Source organism: Streptomyces sp. NPDC007162, assembly GCF_040634175.1.
Taxonomy (GTDB): domain Bacteria; phylum Actinomycetota; class Actinomycetes; order Streptomycetales; family Streptomycetaceae; genus Streptomyces.
On record NZ_JBEYFC010000826.1, the window covers coordinates 1 to 2,678 of the forward strand.

At 72.3% G+C, this 2,678-nt stretch carries 3 protein-coding genes and 1 pseudogene; 2 read left to right on the forward strand and 2 right to left on the reverse strand.

Translation table 11 applies throughout. The features are described 5' to 3' along the window. Positions 1 to 152: 152 nt before the first annotated feature. Positions 153 to 419, forward strand: a complete 267-nt coding sequence (locus tag ABZ646_RS44505; RefSeq protein WP_360532901.1) for a hypothetical protein — start codon at positions 153 to 155, stop codon at positions 417 to 419. Here ABZ646_RS44505 and ABZ646_RS44510 read toward each other — a convergent pair whose 3' ends face one another. Further along, positions 420 to 1,760: an esterase-like activity of phytase family protein gene (locus tag ABZ646_RS44510; protein WP_360532904.1), complete on the reverse strand. Its 1,341-nt coding sequence runs from the start codon at positions 1,758 to 1,760 to the stop codon at positions 420 to 422. It abuts the gene before it with no gap. Positions 1,761 to 2,136: 376 nt separating this feature from the next. Between ABZ646_RS44510 and ABZ646_RS44515 the strand changes: the two genes are divergently transcribed. After that, positions 2,137 to 2,319 (forward strand): hypothetical protein, encoded by a 183-nt coding sequence (locus ABZ646_RS44515; RefSeq protein WP_360532907.1) that lies wholly within the window; start codon positions 2,137 to 2,139, stop codon positions 2,317 to 2,319. 41 nt (positions 2,320 to 2,360) lie between these two features. Here the strand turns inward: ABZ646_RS44515 and ABZ646_RS44520 are convergent. Next, positions 2,361 to 2,678 (reverse strand): annotated as a pseudogene (locus ABZ646_RS44520) (hypothetical protein); the annotation flags it as partial.

The window sequence follows — 2,678 nt, forward strand, 5'->3', positions numbered from 1 at the left end:
TGGGGGGGGGCTGGGCCCCCCCGGTCCACCCCGACACCCCCCCCCCCCGTTCGGGCGTTTGGGGGGCCCCCCCGGGGCGTCCCCCCCCGACCGCGGTCGGCGGCTCACCGCGGCCACCCGGGCCGCCGAGGCGCAGGGGACCGCTGTTCGCCGTGCTGGCGGTGCTGGTGGCCGCGGTGGCGGTCGCCGTCGTCGCCCTGATGGCGTCGTCCGGCGGCAGCGGCTCACCCGGCGACAAGCCCACCACGAGCAGCCCGAACACCTCTGGCCCTGTCCGGCCCTCCTTCAGCCTGCCGACGGAGCTGCCCAGCAGCCTGCCGTCCCGACTGCCGAGCGGACTCCCCTCGCAGTGGCCCTCGGAACTTCCCAGCGAACTGCCGAGCGGCCTCGACTCCCTGCTGCCCTCCCTGCTGGGGTAGTCACAGTCCCCTGGGCAGCCGGACGTACGTCAGGGTCGTCTCGATCCCGCTGTCGACCAGGCGGCCCTGCGTGTCGAACGCGCCCGCGCCGTCCGTCATCCCGAAGTCGTTGTCGTTGACGAGTGCGAGCGTGTCGTGGTCCACGCGCGCGATGCCCTCGATCTTCAGGGGCGCCCCAGGCACCGTGTTCAGGTCGACGACCAGGCGCTTGCCGAGCACCGGAACACCGGCCACGGCGGGGTCGTCCAGCTGTTCCAGCGACGGGGAGGTCGTGTCGTCGTCGTAGGCGCCGCCGAGGATGTCGGACCTGCGGTCGAGCCGCACCTCCTCGACGCGCGCGGCCTTGTCGGTGCGCTCCTCGACCAGCAGACGGTCGCCGCCGACCGCCACGATCGACGAGATCTTCAGTTCGGACGGGTCGTCCTCGCCGGGGTCCACCACGTCCACCGGGTCGAAGCGGTAGGCGTACTCGGCGGTGACGGCCTTCTCGCGGGGCGAGAACCGCAGCAGACGGGTCGTACGCGAGGCGTCCCCGGCGTCGCCGTCCGGCAGCGAGAGCGGGCTCTGCAGGGCCATCACGAGGTCCCCGCCAGGCAGCAGGGCCAGCCCCTCGAAGCCACGGTTGATCTTGCGGTGCAGGAAGACGGACGGCAGCGCCTCGACCACCGGGTAGTCGGTGCCGGTGAGATGCAGTCCCTCGGGCACGTAACGGGTGAGCACCTTCCCGTGCGCGGAGACGTGGACCAGCGACGGGCCGTACTCGTCGGCGAGCCAGAAGCTGCCGTCGTCAGCGCGGACGATGCCCTCGGTGTCCAGACCGTTCGGGTTGTACGACAGCGCGGTCTTCGCGTCGTAGGAGTACGGCGCCTCGTCCCGGCGCGCCTGGTCGGGCAGCCCGGTGACGGCCTCGCCCGAGGAGGTGGTGACCGGGATCGCGCCCATCACGTCGAGACGGTCGCCGGAGACCCGGACCTTCACGATCGCCGGGTCGAAACCGGGCACGGGGAACGTCCGGCGCTTCTTGCCGTCGACCTTGATCTGGCCGTTGGGGCCGCGGTCGGTGACCGTCCAGTATTCGCCCTTGCGGCCGGCCGGGTAGATGTCGCTGCCGATGCCGCCGAGGTCGATGCCCCGGTCGTTGTCGACGCTGTCCCGCAGCAGCGCGTTGCTGAAGGTGCCGAGCGGGATGTCGCCGAGGGTGGCCGTGCGCACGACGTGGGCCGGTCCGGACGGTGAGGCGGTGGCCGTGCCCGCAGCCACGAGAGCGGCGGCCAGGGCCAGGGGCAGACCTGTCGCGACGGAACGGTGGACGCGGCGGCGGCCGTCGGCGTGCGGGGACATCAGGCCTCCTGCTGTCAAGTTCGTTGGCAGCGGCCAGAGTTCGGCCTTACTGGGAACGCGGTTCGACCGGCCGGTGAACGGAGGGCGACGGTCACTCGGCGGATCACCGGTGAAGGAGTGGTGGTCGTTTCCGCGGTCCCTGACCGAGTCGCTTCACCATCTGTTCGACGCAATCTGTTCGAGGCGGCTGTTCGGCTCGGTGATCCTCGGCAGTCCTCGACAGGCCTCGGCGGTCGGGCGGCCGGTGTCCGCAGTTCGGGTCGGCCAGTAGGGGACGCGCGTCAGGGATGTCTCAGGGTCGCGGTCCGGAACCGCGCGAGGTGCGAGGCCGTTCTCAGATCAGAGAGCGGCAAGGGCCGCGAAGGAGGCGACGCCGATGTCGAAGAACGCGAAGATCGCCGCAGGAGGTGTGGCGGTCGGGCTCATCCTGCTCATATGGCTGCCCTGGTGGGTGACCTTCCTGATCGTGGTGGGCGTGCCGGTGGCGGCTTACTTCACCCTCGACCCCTCGCAGCGCCGCAGGCTGCGCCGGATCACGCGCAAGGAGATCGGCCGCTGAGCCGCCCCTCCCGGGCCGGCCTTCCACCGGCCCGGGAGGGCTCACAGCGGGCGCACGGCCATCTTGTCGAGGGCTTCCAGCAGCCCGGGAAGCTCGGGACCCCGGCCGACGGGCAGTACCTCGCCCGGCTCGTCGTCGAGGAGCACGAAGGCGATGTCGTCGGTGCGTGCGACCAGCGACCAGCCGGGCCCGTCGGCGCGCAGCGTACGGGCGTCACCCGGGGCGAACGACGAGCGGACCCGGCCCAGCGGCGGTGGCGTGTCCACGTAGGCGCGCGCCTCGGCCAGGACCCGCCGGACCCCGAGATGGCCCTTGGGGGCTGCCGCGGAGCCCTCAGAGGCCTTCTCGGGGCCCTCCTC